The 21,060-nt window shown below is 57.3% G+C and carries 13 protein-coding genes; 7 read left to right on the forward strand and 6 right to left on the reverse strand.

The window, feature by feature from the left end; translation table 11 throughout:
* Positions 1-168 precede the first annotated feature (168 nt).
* The 5 genes from ACGY09_RS14135 (at position 169) to ACGY09_RS14155 (ending at position 6,012) form a co-directional block, all read left to right on the forward strand.
* Entirely contained in the window at positions 169-564 is a 396-nt protein-coding gene (locus ACGY09_RS14135) for a hypothetical protein (RefSeq protein ID WP_397568230.1), read from the forward strand.
* A 172-nt stretch (positions 565-736) separates the two neighbouring features.
* Positions 737-1,723, forward strand: coding sequence for a DUF1559 domain-containing protein (locus ACGY09_RS14140; RefSeq protein ID WP_397568231.1), 987 nt, complete (start codon positions 737-739; stop codon positions 1,721-1,723).
* 464 nt (positions 1,724-2,187) lie between these two features.
* The gene (locus ACGY09_RS14145; protein WP_397568232.1) at positions 2,188-3,093 is read left to right on the forward strand and encodes a DUF1559 domain-containing protein; all 906 of its coding nucleotides are present in this window, start codon (positions 2,188-2,190) and stop codon (positions 3,091-3,093) included.
* Complete coding sequence (locus ACGY09_RS14150) at positions 3,083-3,526, forward strand: hypothetical protein (RefSeq protein WP_397568233.1); 444 nt, start codon at positions 3,083-3,085, stop codon at positions 3,524-3,526. The genes ACGY09_RS14145 and ACGY09_RS14150 overlap by 11 nt, the downstream gene beginning before the upstream one ends.
* Before the next feature lie 320 nt (positions 3,527-3,846).
* Positions 3,847-6,012 (forward strand): carboxypeptidase regulatory-like domain-containing protein, encoded by a 2,166-nt coding sequence (locus ACGY09_RS14155; RefSeq protein ID WP_397568234.1) that lies wholly within the window; start codon positions 3,847-3,849, stop codon positions 6,010-6,012.
* A gap of 51 nt (positions 6,013-6,063) precedes the next feature.
* Here ACGY09_RS14155 and ACGY09_RS14160 read toward each other — a convergent pair whose 3' ends face one another.
* The gene (locus ACGY09_RS14160) at positions 6,064-6,900 is read right to left on the reverse strand and encodes a sugar phosphate isomerase/epimerase family protein (protein WP_397568235.1); all 837 of its coding nucleotides are present in this window, start codon (positions 6,898-6,900) and stop codon (positions 6,064-6,066) included.
* Between the two features lie 392 nt (positions 6,901-7,292).
* Between ACGY09_RS14160 and ACGY09_RS14165 the strand changes: the two genes are divergently transcribed.
* Positions 7,293-9,434: a BatA domain-containing protein gene (locus ACGY09_RS14165; protein WP_397568236.1), complete on the forward strand. Its 2,142-nt coding sequence runs from the start codon at positions 7,293-7,295 to the stop codon at positions 9,432-9,434.
* Between the two features lie 350 nt (positions 9,435-9,784).
* A complete protein-coding gene (locus ACGY09_RS14170) occupies positions 9,785-10,567 on the forward strand; it encodes a glycosyltransferase family 2 protein (RefSeq protein WP_397568237.1) in 783 nt (260 codons plus the stop codon).
* A gap of 20 nt (positions 10,568-10,587) precedes the next feature.
* Here ACGY09_RS14170 and ACGY09_RS14175 read toward each other — a convergent pair whose 3' ends face one another.
* From ACGY09_RS14175 to ACGY09_RS14195, 5 genes are all read right to left on the reverse strand, one after another.
* Positions 10,588-13,878 (reverse strand): hypothetical protein, encoded by a 3,291-nt coding sequence (locus ACGY09_RS14175; protein ID WP_397568238.1) that lies wholly within the window; start codon positions 13,876-13,878, stop codon positions 10,588-10,590.
* Positions 13,879-13,892: 14 nt separating this feature from the next.
* Positions 13,893-15,179, reverse strand: coding sequence for an ArnT family glycosyltransferase (locus ACGY09_RS14180; protein ID WP_397568239.1), 1,287 nt, complete (start codon positions 15,177-15,179; stop codon positions 13,893-13,895).
* Positions 15,180-15,242: 63 nt separating this feature from the next.
* The gene (locus ACGY09_RS14185; RefSeq protein WP_397568240.1) at positions 15,243-15,998 is read right to left on the reverse strand and encodes a class I SAM-dependent methyltransferase; all 756 of its coding nucleotides are present in this window, start codon (positions 15,996-15,998) and stop codon (positions 15,243-15,245) included.
* Positions 15,999-16,217: 219 nt separating this feature from the next.
* Positions 16,218-17,351 (reverse strand): tetratricopeptide repeat protein, encoded by a 1,134-nt coding sequence (locus ACGY09_RS14190; protein ID WP_397568241.1) that lies wholly within the window; start codon positions 17,349-17,351, stop codon positions 16,218-16,220.
* Between the two features lie 407 nt (positions 17,352-17,758).
* Positions 17,759-20,923: an efflux RND transporter permease subunit gene (locus tag ACGY09_RS14195; RefSeq protein WP_397568242.1), complete on the reverse strand. Its 3,165-nt coding sequence runs from the start codon at positions 20,921-20,923 to the stop codon at positions 17,759-17,761.
* Positions 20,924-21,060 lie beyond the last annotated feature (137 nt).

Below are 21,060 nucleotides of genomic sequence, written 5' to 3' on the forward strand. Positions count from 1 at the left end.
TTCGAGTCAGATGCGTGCGAACAGTGGTCAAGGGGATAAGCCCTCCCGTCATGTCACGACCATACCAAGCCCTCATCGAAGCGGCCTCGGACGATTCCATTGCGTCAAAACCATTCTGGCATGATACTGCCTTTCACCGTCATGATCGTGCCTTTTGGGAGAATCGCCATGCGAGCTCGGGCAGGTGTCCTTTTGCTGTCTTTATTGGTTCTGGGAACGTGGGCTGAGGGTGCCGAAGAGACGTTGCCGCTGATTAAGCCGGAAGTGGCACGACAGCATGTGGGGAAGAGGGTTGCGGTCGTGTTTGAAGTCAAGGGGGCGAAGCACTCCGAGAAACGTAAGATAGCCTACCTCGACTCCACCGACAATTTCCGTGACGAGGCCAACCTGGGGATCGCCATCTCAGAGCGCGGTATCAACGACCTGAAGCAAAAGCGTCAGGTCGAATTGCCGGCCGAGTACTACCGTGGCAAGTCCATTCGCGTCCAGGGCGAGGTGGTCCTCGAAGAAGACCGCGTCTACATCAAGGTCGACGACGCCGATCAGATCGACCTTGCCAAATGATGCCCAGACGCAATCTCGCTGGCCTGCACACGAACGACTCGCTCATCCCACTCTGTTTCAAGGGGACAGGCGAATCCCCTCAAGATTCGACACAGAGAGCTCACAGACAACCGTCGCGAACACGAACGCAGCTTCTGCACGTCATTCAGGTCGTAAGAATCAAGGAAACCCGGTGAACTCGTCCCCCCGTCGTGCCTTCACATTGATCGAACTGCTGGTCGTGATCGCCATTATCGCGGTCCTGATTGCCCTGTTACTCCCTGCAGTCCAGCAGGCGCGAGAAGCAGCGCGGCGGGCTCAATGCAAGAATCAGTTGAAGCAGATCGGGCTGGCCATCCACAACTATGAAAGTTCCCACCTCTGCTTTCCGCCGGGCCAGATCCGAATCCCGTTCTCATCGCAACCTCGCGTGCGAGGCTGGTCGATGTTCGTCCAGCTTCTTCCCTACTTTGATCAGGCACCGCTCTATAACGACTGGAACTTTGCAAATCCTCTCGCAAACGAGGCCGAAGAAAACACGGCGATTGTCCTTCCCGTACTTGTGTGTCCTTCCGCCACCATCAGCCAGAACCCGTACACCAAGCCCAGCGGTTCGCGCTATGCCCTGACGAGTTACGGTGGAAACGGGGGAACTCAGTCACATCCTCCGGCCGCGACACGTGGAGACGGCATGTTCGCGGGATGCGGCCCATTGATTACAACGCCGATGACCCTCCAGCATGGAGTGGTGCGGATCCGGGATGCGACCGATGGTACGTCGAGCACCCTGCTGCTGGGGGAACGGAGTCATACGGATCGAAACTACGACTCGTTCTTCGCCAATGACTTCGCGACGAACCCCATGAACGGCTGGGGATTCTGGGCACCTTCAGGTGGGCAACTCGGTTTGACAGACGTCACACTCAGCAGTTTTGCGCCGGTCAACTACCGCATCCCGTTCGACTTCACGAACCGCCCCGGCAGCATCAGCAGTGCTGCCACATTCGATGCATCGCTGGAGTCCATTCAGCGACTCAACGCGTTCGGCAGTCAGCATACGGGGGGAGCTCATGTGGCCCTCGTCGACGGCAGCGTCCGCTTCCTGAGTGAGAATATCGACATGGAGGTGCTGAAACATCTTTCCACTCGCGCGGGCGGAGAAATCGTCGGAGAGTTTTAGCAATGTCAGCACAAAGGTGACTGATCTACGGGTCACGATTTCACTCTTGCAGAGTCAACTCGGAACCACCGCCTGACCCAGCCACCAAGACGATTGTCTACCGGCGGCCCCGCTCTTCGCCGGACAACCAGAGTGAACCGAAGGCGCTCTCGCAAGCGACAAAGCGTCTCCCGAACCCGGAAGAAATAATGAAATTCGCTTGCATCCATTCGGGTGGCTGGTATCCTTATGACACTGAGACTCAGTCTCAACACCGAGACAGCCTCCGCGCAGCTGCTCTGACCGGATGTGTTTCAAAGGGACTGATCGTCTCAATCGAGTTGCCCTCCCTCCGCCACTGACGCGGACTGGAGTCGCTTCTGCTGCATGCCAGCCAGCTTTCCAGCCAGCGAGCACTGTGCCTTGTACTAACACTCGACTGTCGAGTGGTGGTTCAGCTTCCATGGTTTCGCTGGAGTATCGTCATGCTGAGACATTCTGAGAAAGCGCGTCGACCCGTTCGCGGATTTACCTTAATCGAGCTGCTGGTTGTCATCTCAATCATTGCCGTTTTGATTGCTCTCCTGCTGCCGGCCGTCCAGCAAGCGCGCGAGGCAGCTCGCAGAACTCAGTGCAAGAATAATCTGAAGCAGCTAGGCCTTTCTCTGCATAACTACGAAAGCACGTTTTCGGTTTTTCCCGCCGGGGGTATCGAGGATACGAACGCAGGTACAACCGGGATTGGCGCGAGCGGATTTGCATTAATCCTGCCCTATATCGAACAATCGAACCTTTATAACACCTATAACTTTAACGAGCACTATGGTTCAACCCAGAACAAGGCCGTCGTAAGTCAAAAGATCCCCGCCTTCTTATGCCCCTCGATGGTCATTAATCGAGCGGTTCCGAATACTCCCTGCAACGAGATTGGCGGTCCCACCAGTTATCTGCTTTCCGAAGGGACAGCTTCGTACCAGTATCCGGCACAGGGCGTGTTCCCGCTCGTCCTGCCTTCTTATGGTTCTCCTAACCGCTGCACACGGTTCAGCGATATCACCGACGGCACGTCCAACACGCTGGCAGCGGCGGAGACCTCGTACAACTTCAAAAACTATCTCTATACCGCGTCCACCTGTGCTTCTGCCGCGGGGACCATCCGCTGGGGTACCGCTCGCTGGGGTGTCGGGTACCCCAACACAGGTCTGGGTAATACTGCTTCGAAAATGAATAACTTTGCAGGATCGCCGACAGGTTTCTCGAGCCAGCATGTCGGCGGAATTCAGGCCCTGCTCATGGACGGGACGGTTCGCTTCATCAGTGAGAACATCGACTTCACCAGCTACACGGCTTTGGCCACCAAGGCCAAGGGGGAGATTCTCGGTGAATTCTAAACTACAGATCGTTCTGGCGGGATGCCTCGGATTCCTGGCGTTGTTGTTGCCGGGATGCGGTACGTCGCCAATCCCTCATACAGAGTTATTCGGTGAGGTCTCTCTGGACGGCAAGCCCGTCGACGAGGCCGTCGTCTACCTTTCGGCCAAAACCGGCGACTCCCGTATGAGGGGAACCTACACGGCCGAAGTCATCGACGGCGAATTTGAGTTTCCCAGGGATCAGGGACCACCGCCGGGAGAGTATGAAATCATTCTCAAGCCGATCGAAGACGATTCGGAAGAATTGTTTGTCCGGATCCGGGAACAGAAAAGGCAAGCGCTCCTGCAACGAGACCAGTTTCTGGCGGCGGTGGCAAGAAAAGGTACGATTCGCGTGTCACTCTCTGAAGACGACACAAATCAGATTAAGATCGATCTGACCAGCCGGTGACAGCCTCACCGACGACTGTGCCACGGAGGGCCTGACGAAGTACTTTGTGGATAGGGGCATCGTGCGATCGTTGCGATGCCCCTATTTCATTCAGGTCAAGTCCGCAAAAGTTCGTAGCACGTGCCGCAGTTCCGCACCGTCGTTTTCGTATTCGAACCCCCTTCGTCGCGATGTCCCTCAAATTGCTCGCCCCCTTCAAAGACGTTTTGTCTATTGATCCAGGTCGGCGGGCTGGGTAGGCTCTGAGTGGGAATGGTCTTCTCTCCCAGGTGGACCAGGCATCAAATCACGTCCCGTCAGCGAGTACCAGGGAGCGATCCATGAAGAGTCTGAGCATGTCGGTCCTCTACTGGGTAGCACTCGTTTTCCTGTTGCCGACATTCATCGAGTCGATATCGCGTACGTCAGCGAGTTGCGACGTGAACGCGTCAGAAGATCAGCCCGAAGCTCAAGAATCGGCGAGTACGATCTCAGGTCATGTGCTCAATCACGAGAACAAACCTCTGAGTGAGGCGGTCGTCTCTTTGTATCGCTTCCACTCTCCCAGTCAGCGATTCGGCCACTTCGTCCCTGCGGCCCCCCCGGCAACGACCGACATGTCCGGAATCTTTCGATTTGAAAATCTGGCGGATGGTTACTACCTCATCGCTGTTCAAGCGGAGGGATACGCACATTCGCATTCCACGCGAGCCATCAATGAAGGACCTACCACTTCGACAGCTGACGTCCGAATGCAGTTACCTGTAGCCGTTGCCATTGATCTGAAAGACGAAGCTGGACAACCGATTGAAGGAGCCTGGATTCGCTCATTCAACAGAAGCGGGATGAATGGGTCGATTCATGCGACTCAAATGCTCTTGCGTGATTTGAACTTCAACGTCCCGGCCAGCAACAAGGAGGGCAGGATCGTCCTGGCGGACTTTCCTCAGAATGAAACCCTGCGACTCACCATTGCGCATCCCAACTTTGCACCCATCGTGATCGAAGATCTGAAAGTCACGAACGGAGTTTTGGCCAGCGCTGTGATGAAGCCTGGAGTGGTGTTGACATTTCAGCGACACGCGGACGAGTCGGAGGAACGGATCGAAAACGCCGTGCTTGACCTCCGACACTCAAACTTTGAATCCCCCTCAACGATACTTTCGTACGAAGTTGACTTCGATTCGTCGGGGAAGGGCTCCGTGACGATTGAGCCTGGTGACTACGAGTTTCTTCGGTTGCAGCACGATGATTTCTATCTGACACCGACGTTGCACGCGCGACACGGCAAGCTGAATCCAAACCACCCGCTCCACTTCGACGCAGGGAGGAATGTCGAACTACGTTTTGAAGTTCACCGTCGCCTTGTCGCAAAAGGTCGTGTGATCGACGCGGAATCGAGCGAACCCGTTGCTGAGCAATCGTTAATCGGGAAAATTCTGACAGGCGTCTCCTCGGACGAACAAGATCAAACCGAATTCAATTTCACCGGCTGGGGCGAGTCAAACGCTCAAGGTGAATTCACTGTCCCAGTCGCGAAAGGACGAATGCGAATTGAGTTCCACGGGACCAACTATCTGTCGGATACGGAGTTTATTGACTTCGACGTTACTGCCGATCATGCGATGGTCATTCCCGATATCAAAGTTCGATCTATCCCGAAGCTGCATGGCGTCGTCCGTGACCAGGATGGCATGCCTGCTGCGCGGGTCGTCGTCCGTGTCCGGGGTCAGGTTCGCGGCAGCAAAAACATCGCAGATCCGGTGCTTACGGATGACCGGGGTCGATTCGAGATTCAGCCTACGTACGTCTTGAGAAATGATCAGACCAACCAACGTCAGCTCGATTATTCAGTCGTGGCCTTTGACCCATTCCGCCCGTTTTCGGGACGAGCCGAGGTGAAGCTGGATGAGTCGAAACCCATCGAGCTGTGGCTTGAGCCTCATGACTTTGATTGGCCGCTGACAGAGTTTGAGGGCGAGCTTTCCGAATGGGAACGAGGGAACATCACTGCAGAAAAAGCCGCGGAAAACGACGCCCACTCACTCCGCGGTCAACCGATTCCTGAACTCGACTTTGTCGAATGGATTAATAGCGAACCACTCGATCGGGCAAAATTTCGAGGCCACTACGTTCTGCTTGATTTCTGGTTTATCGGCTGCGGCCCGTGCCATGCCGAATTTCCTGTGGTCAAGATGCTGCATGAGCTCTACCACGACAGGGGACTGATCGTCATTGGTGTCCACAATAACAATGATCCACCAGAAAAAGTTCGGCAACATGTCCAGAAGATCGGACTGCCGTATCCGATTGCCGTTGATCATCCCGATGGGAGAACGGTCCGGGCGTTTCAATCACATCGACTCGTGGAAGGTTTCCCCAGTTATGTTTTGATTGATCCCGAAGGAAATGTCTTGCTGGATGACCGTACCATCCCCCATCCAAGTCTTCGCGGATACAAACTGGAGATTCTCCGGAAACTCCTCTTCAGACAGTCACCTGAGTAACAGTCCCGTCGTCCTTGGAAACTGGGCCGCATTTCAAGTTTATGACACAGTTCAGCGGACCTCGAAAAAGTCCCTCAAAAATTCATACGATTCCCGCATCACCTCGGGGGCCATGTGACTGTGACGACTCAGTTCGACGTTCACACTGCCGGAGTACTCGATTTCCTTCAGTGTCTTCATCACGGGAACAAAGTCGATGGTCCCTTCGCCGAAGCGAAGGTGATCATGCACTCCCCGGCACATGTCCTCGATGTGAATCGTATAAATGCGGTCGCGCCAGGCTGTGAGATAACTCGAGATCGGCAAAGGTTCCAGACAGTGCACGTGACCAATATCCACCGTCAAACCGAAACCGGGTCCATCGACAAGCGTCAGTAGCTCGCGGTAGTCATCAAACGTCTGGATTCGCATTCCGGGTTCGGGTTCAAACGCCAGCTTCACCCCGAGCGGTTCGGCGAAGTCCAGCACCTGACGGCATCCCGCCGCCAGCCGCTGCATCGTCTCTTCCGGCGCTGCAGCATCGCGCACCACACCACCCCAGAACGAGACCGCTTCGGAATTCAGTTCTTTGGCGATCTCGACACACCGCTTGAGAAAGTTGACACGAACGGCGCGTCCCTCGGGGGCCGCCGACACCAGTGTCGGTTCATGTTTCTGGCGGGGATCCAGCAGGAACCTCGCTCCTGTTTCGATGACAGACGCCATCTCGAATCGGTCCAGGACCGTGCGCATCCGTGAAATTTCCCCGGCAAGATCCGGTGAGAATGGATTGAGGCAGTAATGGTCGACCGTCAGAGCGACGGACCGGTAACCCATTTCGGCCATCAGTTCGATGGCCTGTTCCCAGCGATGTCCGGTCGTGCCGTTCGTGTTATATCCAAGACGCATGGTGCAGGATCCCATGTTGAGAAGGCTGGGAAAAGCGACAGCGTGCGGCGGAACAGAGAGCCGCCCCGGCAGGTTCGCGAGCCCAGAATAGTGGCTCGCGAGTCCACGGAAAAGACGCTCCTCAATCGGAATAATGGCCGCCACGTCAATCGGGCTGCGTGTGCTGCGAGGGGCAGCGACTTTGGAATAAGACCTGCGACGTCGCAGGTCTTTCCAACCTGTGGCGTGCTCGCTTCGTCCCGCCGACTCGCATAGCCCGCCACTGGCGACTTAGCGTCTCTTCCTTGCGTAAACTTGGGCCATCGACTGGGGCGAGTCGTGTGGCCCAGCTATGATGACGGGGGATGATTTCGGGACCGGTATGAACACGGGATTGAGACGGTGGTTCTTTCATGACGTGGCTTTATTCGTTGTATTGGCTGGGTGCACTGGCAGCCGCTGGTCCGGTGATCTTTCATATGTGGCGGCGCATGCCACGGGGTGAGCGTCCTTTTTCCACGTTGATGTTTCTCTCGCCCTCACCCCCCCGCATCACCAGCCGCAGCCGGATCGAGAACTGGTTACTGATGCTGCTGCGTGTGGCCGCGCTGGCGCTGCTGGCATTCGCGTTCACTCGACCGCTGTGGCGAGTCCCGATCAGCGAACCCGAGCAAGGGAGTCAGGAGCAGCAACTGGCGATTCTCGTCGACACCAGTGCCAGTATGCGCAGGGAAGGGGTCTGGAATGACCTGATCCGGCAGATTGAAGAGCGACTGAGCACGGTTCCGCCGCAGATGCGCGTGGCACTGTACCGATTCGACCGGAACATGGTACCCGTCGCCGATTTTGCAGAACTTAAGTCGCTGGAACCTGCCGCAGCCCGGGAGTTGATCCTGGCACGACTCAGGGAACTGAGACCCACATGGCAAGCGACCCGTCTGGGTGAAGCCCTTGTCGAAGTCGCCAGCCGTTTGCAGGATCTCCAGTCCGAATTCTCTCGGCCGGTCCCTCAAAAAATCTGTCTCGCAAGCGACCTGCAAAGTGGTGCCGAGACCGTATCGCTTCAGGGTTATGAGTGGCCCGACGATCTCTCGTTAGAACTGATCGTTGCCCGCCCGACATCCCCGTCAAATGCTGGATTGCAAGTGGTGGAACCGAATCAGGAAGGGGCGGACGACGTCCTGCGGGTCCGGGTCACCAACGCCACCGACTCACAGAAAGAGCAGTTTGTGATCAGGTGGGACACGCCCCAATCCCCCGAACTTCCGGTCTACGTCCCCCCCGGCCAGAGTCGTATCATCGTCCCTCCCAAACTTCCCGCCGGAATCGCCGCCACTTCGGTCGTGCTGTCCGGTGACGATGACGACTTCGACAATCGGGTGGTCTTTGCAAACCGGACACCCGAAACCCGGCTCGTCCTGTACTGCGGCTCGGAAAAGCCGGACGACACCACGGGGGCCCGCTTCTACCTCGATCGCCTGTTTTCCGCATCAAAGCAAATTCAGATTGAGCTGCGGGAGCCCGACTCTGCGAATATGGCCTCGGCTGATTCGCAACCGGCACTCGTCGTTTTGACCGACCCTGATCCCCAGACGAAGGGATTGATCAGCCGGCATCTCAGCCAGGGTGGGACTATACTGATCGTTTCACCGACGTCCGAGGGAATGCGTGGGTGTCTGGCGCTGTGCGGGCGAGACGATCTGCTCGTGTCTGAAGCGAATGTTTCCAAGTATGCCATGCTGGGTGAGATTGATTTCGAGAACCCGCTCTTCGCCCCATTTGCCGAAGCACAGTTCAGTGACTTCACCGGGATTCGCTTCTGGCAGCATCGCCAACTGAGAGGACTGAAGGAAGCGGCACCGAAGTCGGGCGACGACCATCCGAGTGATACGGAAAACCGTGACCGGGTCCTCGCCCGTTTTGATGATGGAGATCCGGCAATCGTCGAGTTCCCGGCCCAGCAAGGGAAAGTAATTGTGTTTGCTGCGGGATGGCAGCCTGCCGACAGCCAGTTCGCTCGTTCGTCGAAATTTCCGATGCTCATGTTTCGATTACTTGAGCATTCGGGTGGAATCACCGCACGGTCTGGAAATCAAATTGTGGGCAGTGCGCTGGCCTGGCCCAGCACATCACGTGCGGAGTCGGCGACGGGTGGGCGAGTCCAGCTTCCGGACGGAACCGAAATCGACTCGCTGCCGATGGAAGAACCATTCTCTGAGACACCGACGCCGGGCCTGTACACACTCATCGTGCCAGGCCGGGCCGAACAGGTCGCCGTGAATCTTGCTCCCGAGGAAAGCCGTACGTCCCCCCTGAATGTGGAACAACTGGAAGGGTTCGGACTGGCACTCAGCGGCCGTTCACCTTCCGAAGATCCCGCAGCGAGACGACAGCGCGAGCAGCAATTGCAACTGGTCGAGCTCGAGAACTCGCAGAAACTCTGGCAACGGGTGCTGCTGGCCGTGATCGTCCTGCTGCTGATCGAAACGCTCGCCAGTGGTTGGTCCCGCAGTCGAGCAGTTCAGGCGGGGGTCCATCCGTCACCGACGACATAACGACGTCAATAATCGCCCACTTTTCAGGAAATTTCGTTCTCCCCGGGAAACGAATTTCGATTGAACCCCGCATACGGTTAGCCGAACTCGTTGCCCGACTGCGGATTATGGCAAAGCTCAGAATCGTCCACATCCGAGACTTCGTCCGCAGGAAAGGGAATTGGGCCGAGTTTTCCGATTCAGATGGGCCTGAGAATTGCAAGCATTGAACCGCCCGCTCTCACGTCTCAGGGGGGTGCGACAGCGTTTGGCGACGATCTCCGGTTTGACTCTTGGTTGCTGCGATCTAGAATCAGCAACCGGCGCAGGGAAGCTGACCGAGGCTCAATTGTTCTGTCGAGGAGTCGCATATGTCCCTGCGTGTTTTGACGGCGTTGCCTGTTTTCAATGAAGAACGCCACGTCGTGGAAGTCCTTGCTGAGGTACGAAAGTACTCCAATGACATCCTGGTCGTCGACGACGGTTCTTCTGACAACACCCCTGAATTGCTGAAAACGATCGAAGGCGTGCACGTCATTCGGCATCAGCAGAATCAGGGCTACGGCGCCGCACTTCGAACCGCATTCACCTATGCCCTTGCCGGTCAATATGACGCGCTGGTCACAATCGATTGCGATGGCCAGCATCAACCGGTGCTGATCCCTGAACTCGCGGCGGCGTTATTTAATCAGCAGGACTGCCCCGCAGACATTGTTTCCGGCAGTCGATACCTCAAGGTTTTTGAGGGCGCCAGCCAGCCGCCGATTGAACGCCGACGTATCAACATTCAGATTACGGAATGGCTGAATCATCAGTTCGGCCTGAATCTGACGGACGCCTTCTGCGGGTTCAAGGCGTATCGAGTCGATTGCCTTGCCCGATTCCGGATCACAGAACTGGGCTATGCGATGCCGCTGCAACTGTGGGTGCAGGCAGCCGCACAGAAGATGAAGATTGTGGAATTCGCCGTTCCGCTGGTCTATCTGGAAGAAGAACGATCCTTCGGTGGTTCTCTGGACATCGCTGCGAAGCGACTGGCCTACTACCAGGAAGTCCTCGACCGGGAAATGGACTCACTACAGCTGGCCAAGACGCCCAATTGCGAATCGACTCCCGCCTCGGGGCATCGACCACTGGCCTGCTGCGGGGGCTGATACGTCTGACTCAAATGACCTTATCGAACCGGCTCACCCGGATTGTTACCCGTTCGAGGAATCGGTTGCGATCCCCCTCCCGTCGCCTGGAGGGGATTGAACGAGCCGAGAAACTGTCTCCAGGCCTCATCCACTTCGGGGAACGGGACATATTTGACGGTGGGGTTGCTTACGTTGCCTGAAACGCGAATGGCAACCCAGTCTCCTCCCATGAACAGACTCTGCAGCATCCTGCGCGGTCCACGCCCCGGCAAAGATCCAAAGTCGAGGGCCAGTCCGCCATCAAACCGAACATAGCCTCGCCCTCGCAGGCTCATCGCATCCCCCAGTAGATCGATCGACTGAAAGTCGAAACGACCGTTACTGACGGTGTATCGCAGGTCAGCCTGCGCAAATGCCGTTCTGTCGGGGACCCGCAGTTGAGGCATCTGGAACATCTGCACGAACAGGGGCAGTTCGTAAAGAGCTGCCGGGGCGATTCGCAGCTTTCCTTCCCCCTTCATCGTTTCCTGCGGATCAGTGCCGCGACCGTACAGGAAGATCCAGCCATTCATCATCCCGGCCAGGCTGGCATTCCCCGTAAGGTATTGCTTCGCGTACTGCTCGAGCAAACCTTTGTCGAGTTCGATGTAGACCTTGTATCCCGGCTCTTCCTCTTCGAGATCGACTGCCGCGTCGACGAAGATGGTTCCGCCGATCGCTTTTCCACGGATGCGGTCCTGAGGTGCTGGTGGAATTTTGCCTCGCGGCAGTGCGAGTTTTGAGCCTGCCACGAACTCTTTGCCGTGGTAGGCGAAGGGGCCGCGAACGTCCAGGACTTTGTACGCCCGACGGGCATCCTGGCGAAAGACTGATACTGAATTCAGATCCAGCTCGCCGTCCAGATCGGCCTGAACGCCGTCCCAACGACCTTTCAGATAAACGATCCCGCTAATGTCATCGACGCGCGTTCCCGTATTGATGGCACAACTCGAAAGTTCCGTGGTCAGATCCCACGTGGCACCAATTCCCTCCCCGCCACGAGGGGGCGAGAAGAACTCGACCGGCCCGGAGAACGAGAAATCACCCGTCGGACGCAGGACATCATAGACCTTTTTAACGCCTGCCGGTAACGCATTCCGGAACGTTGCGTTGGGAATCAGATGATCTACAGTCAGATTATTGAACTTGAGCTGCCACGGTTTCTGATTCGCGAACCAGCCCATTCCCTGACCCGCGATCCGGGTTTCATCATGTTCAGTCTGGAAGTTCTTGATCTCCAGCTTCCCGGGCTCGGTGTTGAACGAGAACTCTCCGTTCAGATTTTTGAGCGCCCACGGAAAACTGGCGATGTTGACTTCGCCATTGCGGACTTTCACTGTCGGAAGGATGACGACGCATTGGCCGCCCGGTACCCACGAAACCTTGGTGGTCGCGTCGAAATAACCCTGCGGCTGGAAGTCATCCCACACCTTGCGAAGCTGTACGGGAAGGGCCGCCTTCAGAGATCGATAAAAGGTGGCGTCTTTGGCGTCGATCCTGAGATCCAGCTTGCGTGCCCCGGGCCGGCAGTTGAAAGTTCCTTCCGCGGCCAGGGAGGCACCTTCGTGCATACCTGTGACCTGGGTGAAGACAACTTCATCGCCATTCCATTTGAGATTTCCCTGTAACTGTGTCACCAGGACGGGGAATCCGCGAAAGTTCAAACTACCGTTGTAAATCCGGTCGATCAGTTCTGGTTTGTATTTCTGCCCGACCCCGGCTGCTTTCGTCAGCTTCAACGTAACGTCGTGACGCCCGGTGAGTTTAAGGGCCTCAATCGTCCGCTTGACGTCCGGGGGACAGGCGGCAATCGATTCATCATCGAGGGGCAGATTCTTGCTCTTCAGAATAATCTCGGCCTGGTGTTCCGGCCCCGGGTTTTTGATCGTTCCGGTTACAACGACCGGTTGACCGGCGTATTTCCCCATCCCGTTGAACGTCACCAGATGATTCTGGCAATGGAGCTCTCCTTCGACATTGCGAACAGTCACGGGAAACCGTTTGTCCGTGATGGTGCCTCGGAACAGCCGTAGATCGAGATCGTGTTTCCACACACCACGTTCAAATGACAGATTCGCATCAATATCGCAAAACCCGGTGACCCCCAGCTTCTGGATAATCTCACGCAAATTCTCGGGAAGGCGCTGTTTAATCGTCTCGGTCAGTTCGACCCCTCGCAGCTTGATACTTCCCTGTGTCGGCTTGCTGGGAATGATGTCGCCGTCGAACGACACCTGCATGCCGCCGTTGGATCCCTGAAAGTCACTCACAATAATCTGCCGGTTATCGACCAGAATTTTCCCACGCAGATCCTGCACCGGAACAGGCAGCAGTTCATTTTCGATCTGCCCGTTCTGAATTGCCGCGAGCACCCGGAACACAGGTGTTTCACCGGGCCTTTCCTGCGCGATGCGGAAGGTCAGATCACAATCAAAGTTCACTCCGAACTCGGGAGGAGTCGGACGGTCATCCGAGTCCGGATCGTTCGCTTCAGGATCGTCGTCGGGTGGAACGGCTCGCTGCCCCGTCTTCTGCTTTGCCTTCACGCCCGCGATCCAGTCGCTGGCCTTGTCGAGCTGACCTTCCAGCGCCGGCGAGATGTCGCTCAGCAAGTGCAGCAACGCGGAGTCGACGGGGACCTGCCAGGCTTCACGCGTGACACATTCCCATTTCGGCCCATCAAGATCGACTTCCACATCCAGTGCCAGCGGGCCGGATGGTTCAAGCAGCGTCGCAACCTGAACGGAAAGTCGACGGGCATCCCGGGGAGTCGCGGTGACGTTAAAATTCTGCAGCTTCAGACGCCGTGGATGTCGGTCAGTGAGCTGAATTTCGACATGAATCGTGCCGTGGACAACCTCAACATCGGGAAGTGGGGTTCCCGGTGTCGATTGATACTTCAGTTGCTGAAGATTCCACTCACCCGCTGGTAGCCGGATGACCCGCACCTTGGGATTGATCACTCGCAGACTCTGTACCACGACATCCTTGAGATCCGTGAGGGCGGTGGATTCCAGTGTCGCGATGACTTCGGGAATTTCGATACTCGGTCGTTCTTCATCATCTTCCGGCAGCTGAATCGTCACTCCATGCATATGGACTCGGCCGATCAGGTCCCACTGGGCCTTCGCGATATCCAGCTTCGCGTTGGGAAAAACAGACTGGAGCTGTGCCAACGACATCTGCCGCAAGCCTTCGTCGCTCTGCATGTACAGGCAATAGGCCGCACCGCCCCCCACAACTGCGATCAGCAGCACCAGGACGAACATCCATCTGAGGATTGCAAACACGACAGCGGAACTCGTTAGTTAAGCAGGACCTGACTTGAAGGACTCGAAGCATGCTGGGCTGCACGACTTCCCGCGAAAAGCCGTACCATTCCCACCGCCGCAAGGACGGACAACGGGAACTCTGCGGGGAGCCGGTACCGGAGCGAGCCGACAAACAACAAATGCAAAGCAGCAAAGTAAAGCACGGGTCCCGCCGTCAGAATGATCAGGTAAGGATCATTCCGCGCCTGCCAGACACCGATCAAGGCGAAGATCATGAGCGGGGCGAACGACAGCCACGCCACCAGGTGGATTAATGGATGACGGAATTGAGGCGTATTCGGTGCGGGGCTCCAGTAACGACTCTGCTTGACCAGGGCCAGTGAGATGACGCGCGCGGGATTCTCGGCAGCGAACTTCCAGGCTCGGCGCCGGTATTCTCGATCCATCTCGTATTCGCTCATCGACTGAAGCAGCCGGTCCTGTTCGAAGAACTCCATATCGCTGTCCCCCGTGGCGGTGGGATTCAGTCCGTCATACAGACTGGGGCCGACCCAAAGCGTCGTCGGAATCCAGTGCCCCGTCAGGGCGGCATTCCGAACTGTCCACGGAAACAGTACTACTGCGAGTGACAGGCAGATGATTCCTGCAAGGATTGCCCGTTGCCCGAGGGGACTTCGGCCGGTCATCAATGTCAGCATCGCCAGTCCCGGTCCCACCAGAAGCCAGGTCGGCCTCATGTAGGTCGCCAGTCCCGCGAGCCCCCCGACAGCCACGGCATGTCCCACAGTCGGCGGATCAGAAGGAGCCGCCTGCTCGTACTTTCGCAAGAACCTGGCCGCGGCGATCAGGCTGGCCAGCATGGTGGCCGCGAACGCCGTTTCACTCAGGAACAGGACACTGAACAGCGCCATGGTGGGGGAGACCGCTGTGTAGATTGCTGCCAGCAACCCCACGGCATGGCCAGACAGTTCATAACCGAGCCAATAGGTCAAACCGCAAGCAAGAGTTCCCACCACCACGAGCAGCAGTCGTGCAGCGAACGGATTGTCTCCAAACACGAGACGAGGAAGGGCCAGAAGCGCAGGGAAGCCGGGCATGCGAAGCAGGCGTCGTGGCGGGTCGTAGATGGAATAAGCTTCGCCCGCAGCCACCTTACCCGCAAGCTCCCAATAGCCTTCTGCATCCCCGGAGATCAGGCACAATCGTCCCGGTGTTTTTGAGACTTCGTATTGAACGGCCAATGCCAATCCAAGACGCAATCCGAAAGCCACGAATAGCGTCAAGAACAACCAGCGATGCCACCCTGCCGCCCATGCCATGACGGTCAATCCCCCCGGAAACCTGATTAGGGGGCGGATGGTAGGGCGAACTGGCAAAATGGGTCAAGATGGATTCCGGACACTCTGGTGCCGCACCTCGATCAACTGATACTGTCCGACCCGGGGGGAGGAAAGTCGTTGCAGATTCTCATCGAAGAGCTGACCGGTTAGCCCGTACTCCGGAATCATTTTGCAGAAGCGTTCGGCCCGCATCCGACCTCCATCGACGAACCAGGCGACACCATCCTGCGTCAGCATGCGGCGCGTCAGTTCGAGGAGCGGTTCGTGATGGCGGTCCTCGTAAAGCAGTTCGCAGCCCCAAAGGATGGGGAACTGTCGTGCGGGAGGCGTTCTCCAATCCAGTACCAGACCACTCGCTTTCGTGTAGCCGCTTTTGCGAGCATTGTACATCGCCAGTTCGACCGCTTTGGGCTCATAGTCGCTGATCGTCACGCGCAAGCCACGAGCCAGTCCCGCCAGACCCACGATGCCGATTCCGGCCCCGATCTCCAGGACTTCGGCATTCTCTGGCCAGTCCGACTTCAGGATCGTGGCGACCATCTTCAATGCCGAAGGCCACAGGTAGGCCCAGTACGGCATGTACTCATCCCGATCAAACGCCGCATGGACATCGGGATCTTCGAGAAAGAGGTCCGGGGCGGCGGGCTGGGTCAGTCGGAAGACTTGACCTTCGATGGTCCATTCCCGTTCTGTCCAGCCTCCGGGAATGCGGGGTAACTCTTCGGGTTGATTGACGATCGCCGGAGGCAGTTCGCGAATTTCACGCATGTCCGCAGTGGACGGTACAGATTCGGGCATTGGATCCAAACAGCTCAAGGAAGTAGGAACCAGCCACGTCAACGGCCTTGCGCGCTGTGGCTGGCCCTTCAACTTAGTTGCGCGAGACGCACCACCACAAGCTTGGGAGCGTCAATCCGGACTGCAACGTGTCACGTCGTACTCGCATCACACCGACGGGAGAAAGCGGCCGCGCGGTTCGGAATGACCTCTACGCAAGCAGGACTCCAGCAATCCCCCTTAGTGAGGATCCACCACCGGGATGGCAGCCGTCATCTCTGGAACTGGTTCCATGGCGTGCGCGGGATCGGCCTGCGGGATCAACGGCGGAGCGTTTCCTGGCAGCGGAAGCTGCGTCGTCGACATGTCGGGGACCGGCATCTGAGGCATCGCGTTCGGATCGCTTGTGACAACCGGGGGCAGGAAGACCTCATTCGACTGGCCCGAGACAACGGTCGTCGCGGGGACACCCGGAAATTCGGGGGAGTCAAAGTTGGGAAGCGGATAAGCGGCAATGACCTGGCCATCCTGCTGACCCCGGCCGCGCCGTCGCGATCGAGACCGTTGAGGTTGATCGCCATCTTCATAGGTGAGGGCCTGGACATCACTGGTAAACCGTTCGTTGACCACCATTGATGGTGACGACGTCATGACTGGACCACCCGCCATCATGGTTGACTCCAGTGAATTCTGCATCATGGCTGATCGGCGATTGCCACGCTGTGATGGCGTCGATCCAGTCAGAGTCGCCAGACGGGACTTCACTTCTGGCTGGTCCCACTTCGCAGCGAGAGAACGTTGATAATAAGCCGCAGCCAGATCCGGTCGGCCGGATTCCTGGTAAATCTGTCCCAGATGGGCCAATGCCGTGGGGTGGGTTGGCTGGGCACGCAAAGCGTTGCGGAGGGACTGTTCCGCACCGGTGACGTTACCCGATTCCCGCTGCAGGAAGGCCAGTTCAAGATTGGATTCAGCAACATACGGCTGGGTTTCAGCCCACCCGGCGACCAGATCCTGAGCTTCGTCAACCCGTCCCTGATTGTTCAGAACTTGAGCCAGCGAGTGATAGGTGGGCTGGTGCATCGCATCAATTGTCAGGTTATGACGCATGATCTTTTCAGCCCCGCCAATGTCTCCCTGCTTCTGCAGCGCCATGGCAAGGTTGTATCTGTAGTCAGGATTGTACGGATCATCGGCGACGGCTCGTGCGAACCGCTGCCGTGCCTCGGCATAATTTCCACGGTTGTAGTGCTTCATCCCCGAACGGTTCTGGGTGTAACCGCTAGTGGCATGGCAACCTGCCGTAGCCAGAATCAGGCCGAGCAAGATAGAGCGAGACAAGCCGGTCGGCGAAAAAAAGCCGTCCTTAGACATGATTCCGCAGCTCCTGATATTCGGGAGATTAATCGTCACAGGCTCCCACTGAAGGTTTATTCAGGGAGTGGAGTGACGTTGTCGTCGAGATTTGAATAGGGGGAATGGAGGGGGGCAACATAGTTCAGATGTTCAAGTGCGACAAGATAACTTTTGCCGAACTCCCGTTTCCCGGTGATTATCTCGCGAATTGCAGGCTGCGCGTTTGATGTGCGGTCAAATCTGCCGGTGGGCCACTCGTCCGGTGATAACTTGAGATGGATGAAGAGCCTGGTGAACGCAAGACGTCCGTTGCGACGTGGCAAGTCAGGACGAGCAGGAATGCGGGGCTGACACCCTGAGATGGATCAGGAAACCACGGGCAGGGACGGTCTCGTACGTCGAACCGTCCCTGCCAATTCAGGTTGTCATTGCTCTTCCGATCGAATTGAGGGCTGGCGATGAGCCAGCTTTTCCGCTGACGAACCGCTCAACCGCCAGAATAGACCGGGATGCACAACATATTCACAGATGGTGGAGGTAATCAGCCCGCCGAGAATAACGGTGGCGACCGGATAGAGAATTTCCTTGCCCGGTTGCTGACCACCCAGGACCAGCGGAACCAGCCCGATCCCCGCCGTGAGCGCCGTCATCAGCACCGGCGCCAGCCGTTCGAGGCTTCCTCGCACAATCATCGCTTCGGTAAATCCTTCTCCTTCTTCCCGCATGAGATGCACATAGTGAGAAACGAGCAGAATGCCGTTACGCGCCGCGATCCCCCCCAGCGAGATGAAGCCGACCAGACTCGCCACCGTCAACGTCTGACCGGTCATCCACAACCCCCATGCTCCCCCCACAAACGCGATGGGCAGCGCAAACATGATCTGCAGGACGATCTTGGTCGAAGGGAACAAGGTGTAGAGGACAAGGAACACCCCCACCAGCGACACGATACTCATGATGGCGATCTGCTGTGTGGCTTCCTGTTGCGCTTCGAACTGGCCGCCGTATTCGACGAAATAACCTTCCGGCATGTCGATCCCGGAAATGACTCGACGAATGTCGGCCACCACGCTGCCAAGATCTCGACCCGCAGCGTTCGCGCGAATGGCGATTCGACGCCGCGTCCGTTCATGATTGATCGTGTTGGGACCACCTGCCTCGTAGATTTTGGCCACCGCCGAGAGAGGAATCCGTCCGCCGGTCGGCAGGACCAGAGTCAGTCGTTCAATCGCGTCCAGGTCCGTTCGGGAAACATCATTCAGCCGGACGAGCAGATCGAAGGTGCGCTGACCATCCAGGATGGACGAGACCACTCGGCCGTTCATCGCCGTTTCGATGAACTCATTCACCTGTCCGACGGAAAGACCGTAAAGCGCCAGTTGCTCCCGCTTCAGTTCAATCCGCAGTTGAGGAATCAACTGCTGCGCTTCCACCACAGGGGGCAACAGTCCCGGGACATCGGCGAGTGCCACCTTAATCTGTTCTGCCTTCTGCCTGAGCACATCCAGATCGTCGCCGAAGATCTTGATGGCGATCTGTGCGGTCACCCCGGACAGCATGTGACTGATCATGTGTGCCAGAGGTTGTTCGACTTCGTACTCGATCCCGGGGATCTCGTCGAGTTCCTTGCGGAGCGTGTCGAGAGCCTGGGCACGGGAGAGACCACTGTCCGGATTCATCGAGACGATGTACTCGGTCACGTTCACTCCTTCAGCATGTTCATCCATTTCCGCACGGCCGCTGCGACGGACGAAACCCGTTACCAAGCCACGCGGATTCTTCTCTTCCGATCGCAGATGCTGGGCCAGGGCCGCATCCACCATCGTGCTGGCCCGGTTGGATGCTTCGAGCGATGAACCAGGTGGCAATACGAAGTTGATCTGGGCGGCCCCCTCGTCAAACGCGGGAAGAAAATCGGTTCCAAGGCGGAAGACCAGCACGATACTTGCCGCGATGGCGGTGGTTACGACGGCGAGAATCGTCGTCAAGCCGGAACGTGACAGACTTGTCTTGATAACGGGTGTGACCATCCGTTTCAGGAATCGTAACAGCGGGCTGTCGACCTCATGATCTGAGTGCCCGTTGGCCTTTGGCGCCAGCAGCAAACTTCCCAGCACGGGCGTGACCGTCAGAGACACCAGCAGCGACGCCAGAATGGAAACAATGTAAGCAAGACCCAGTGGCGTGAAGAGCCGGCCTTCGATCCCTGACAGTGCAAACAGCGGGATGAAGACCAGGATCACCAGCATCGTGCCGAAAACGATCGAACTGCGGATCTCGAGACTCGCGTGATACACCACCTCCAGCACAGGCTTAGGCTGAGAAAGCCGTGCGTTCTCGTTCAGCCGGCGAAAGACATTCTCGATATCCACGATCGCATCGTCGACCAGTTCGCCCATTGCGACGGCGAGTCCCCCGAGCGTCATCACGTTGATCGAGACGCCAAACCAGTAGAAGACAAGTCCCGTAATCACAATCGAAAGTGGAATCGCGGTCAGGGTGATAAAGGTGGTACGAAAGTTCATCAGGAACAGAAACAGAATGATCAGGACCAGGATGGCACCGTCACGCAGGGCTTCCAGCACGTTGTGAATGCCCCGATCGATGAACTCACGCTGCTGATAGAGCTCGGTGACCAGTTCCACGTCTTTGGGCAGCGATCCGCGCAGGCTCTCAAAGGTTTTTGTGATTTCTTCCGTCAGTTGTCGCGTATCTGCCGTGGGCTGTTTGCCAATCGTGAGCACCACAGCAGGGTGTCCATTCACCGACGCATCGCCTCGTTTCAGTTGAGGCCGCTCTTCGACATCGGCCACATCCCGCAACAGAATCGGCCGCTCGCTGGAACTTCGAATCACCGACAGTTCCAGATCGTCTTTTGTTTTGACCCGGCCCAGTCCCCGTACCAGGTACTCCATTGAACCCCGTTCCAGGTAACCCCCGGTTGCATTCTGATTCGACTCGCCCAGAGCCAGCTCGACTTCTGTCAGCGTGACGTTCCTCGCCGCCAGTCGAACCGGATCGACCAGCACCTGAAACTGCTTGCGCCCACCCCCCATCGGAATGACTTGCGAGACTCCGGGAATGGTCAGTAACCGTGGCCGAACCACCCACTCGGCGAACGTGCGGATCTGCATGGGTGGTGTTGTGCCATCCCGGCTGTACAGTCCCACCATCACGATCTGACCCATGATCGAACTGATCGGGGCCAGTTCCGGTTTCACACCGGCGGGCATGCGATTCAGTACGGTCGCGATGCGTTCGTTGACGATCTGCCGCGCCAGATAGACATCGGAGTTCCAGCCGAACTCGACATAGATCACCGACAACCCGATCCCGGACGAGCTCCGGACGGTCTGAACTCCCGTAGAGCCGTTCAACGCGGTCTCCAGCGGCAGTGTGACCAGCGTTTCAACTTCTTCGGGAGCCAGTCCGGGACACTCGGTCATGACGACCACTCTCGGTCTGGTCAGACTCGGAAAAATATCGATCGGAAGATTGGCCATCGTCAGTGCCCCCAGCACCAGCGTGACCAGCGAAAGGCAGATGATCAGCAGGCGATTGTGAAGGGCAAATCGAATCAGTGCGTTCATAACAAGTCTTCTCCGATTCACACGTGCGAGCACGGGGGCGGCAGCGAGTGAGTGAGTAGGAATTTTGTGCGATCGTCCGCGTCCCGGACTGATGGGTCAGAAGTCGTGCGTGAGACCTCGTGTCGCTGCCTCAATGA

The organism is Schlesneria sphaerica (assembly GCF_044336245.1).
GTDB classification, from domain to species: domain Bacteria; phylum Planctomycetota; class Planctomycetia; order Planctomycetales; family Planctomycetaceae; genus Schlesneria; species Schlesneria sphaerica.

Coding starts and splice junctions, on each gene's coding strand:
- ACGY09_RS14135 (WP_397568230.1), top strand. CDS start 169: ATGCGAGCTCGGGCAGGTGTCCTTTTGCTGTCTTTATTGGTTCTGGGA.
- ACGY09_RS14145 (WP_397568232.1), top strand. CDS start 2,188: ATGCTGAGACATTCTGAGAAAGCGCGTCGACCCGTTCGCGGATTTACC.
- ACGY09_RS14155 (WP_397568234.1), top strand. CDS start 3,847: ATGAAGAGTCTGAGCATGTCGGTCCTCTACTGGGTAGCACTCGTTTTC.
- ACGY09_RS14160 (WP_397568235.1), bottom strand. CDS start 6,900: ATGCGTCTTGGATATAACACGAACGGCACGACCGGACATCGCTGGGAA.
- ACGY09_RS14165 (WP_397568236.1), top strand. CDS start 7,293: ATGACGTGGCTTTATTCGTTGTATTGGCTGGGTGCACTGGCAGCCGCT.
- ACGY09_RS14170 (WP_397568237.1), top strand. CDS start 9,785: ATGTCCCTGCGTGTTTTGACGGCGTTGCCTGTTTTCAATGAAGAACGC.
- ACGY09_RS14180 (WP_397568239.1), bottom strand. CDS start 15,179: ATGGCATGGGCGGCAGGGTGGCATCGCTGGTTGTTCTTGACGCTATTC.
- ACGY09_RS14185 (WP_397568240.1), bottom strand. CDS start 15,998: ATGCCCGAATCTGTACCGTCCACTGCGGACATGCGTGAAATTCGCGAA.
- ACGY09_RS14190 (WP_397568241.1), bottom strand. CDS start 17,351: ATGTCTAAGGACGGCTTTTTTTCGCCGACCGGCTTGTCTCGCTCTATC.
- ACGY09_RS14195 (WP_397568242.1), bottom strand. CDS start 20,923: ATGAACGCACTGATTCGATTTGCCCTTCACAATCGCCTGCTGATCATC.